Below are 969 nucleotides of genomic sequence, written 5' to 3'. Positions count from 1 at the left end.
CGGTTAACATGCATTAAGCGTGGCGGACCATTGATAAAAGGTAGCAGAGATTACGTGACCGCGCCAATTTTTTCGCCGCCTTGATCTTCCGGGTAGAGCGGTTCGTTACCTCCCCGCTCCCCCACAGACCCGTACGAGCGGATTTCCCGCATACGGTTCCTCCGTTTGTGGTTTCGCTAAAAGAGTTTGTGTACAATTCGCGGTTTGATTAATGGATTTCTGGACAGCACCAACCTCTCAAATTCTTCCCACTTCATGTAGCGTTTTCCACCACGCCTATTAAGCCATTTGTGAAGCAATCGTTTCACAGCTTCATAGTAGGTGTTCAGACTGCAAAAGTTGAACGTAATTCCATAGTATCCATAATGACCTTGCAGTTTTCGGTTGAGTTCGTCGATAATTTGCTTCACAGGTTTATGCCTGCCCGCCTTCATCCACTGCTTCAACCTCTGCAAGGAGGCCCTCAGCTTTTTCTTGCTCGTTTTGCGCTTGAGAATCCGTTTGCCCTTGCGGCTTTTGCCCATGTAGTGGGTAAAGCCCAGAAAGTCAAACGTTCTTGGAGTGTCTCTGTCCCGGCCTGCCACCTCAACAAGTTTGGTTTTCTCCGGATGCAGGGTTAAGCCATATTTCCCAAGGCGTTTAGGCAGTACCTTCATCACCCGCTCGGCGTCCTCCTTGCTGTCAAACAACAACAGGAAGTCGTCAGCAAAGCGAATCAGACTGCTGTTGCCTTTTAACCGTGGCTGGATGGCTTCGATAAACCACTCATCCAGCACATAGTGCAGATAGATATTGCTCAGCAGCGGAGAAATCACTCCTCCTTGCGGGGTACCTTCCTGCGGGTAGGACAACCTCCCGCCTTCCAACACGCCCGCTTTGAGCCACTTGTCTATCATGCGGCGAATCACACCGTCTTTTATCCGCAGATCGAGTAGTTCCCGCAACTTCCCGTGGTCGATGCTCCCGAAG

Annotated in this window: 1 protein-coding gene; it reads right to left on the bottom strand. The window is 50.6% G+C overall.

Features of this window, described 5'->3' with window-relative positions:
• Positions 1-176: 176 nt before the first annotated feature.
• The coding region (locus tag AABW11_RS19995; protein ID WP_340107101.1) for a reverse transcriptase domain-containing protein at positions 177-969 on the bottom strand (793 nt) is incomplete at its 5' end.

The organism is Rhodohalobacter sp. 8-1 (assembly GCF_038150125.1).
GTDB lineage: Bacteria > Bacteroidota > Rhodothermia > Balneolales > Balneolaceae > SW132.
This window is presented reverse-complemented; position numbering and strand designations above follow the sequence as displayed.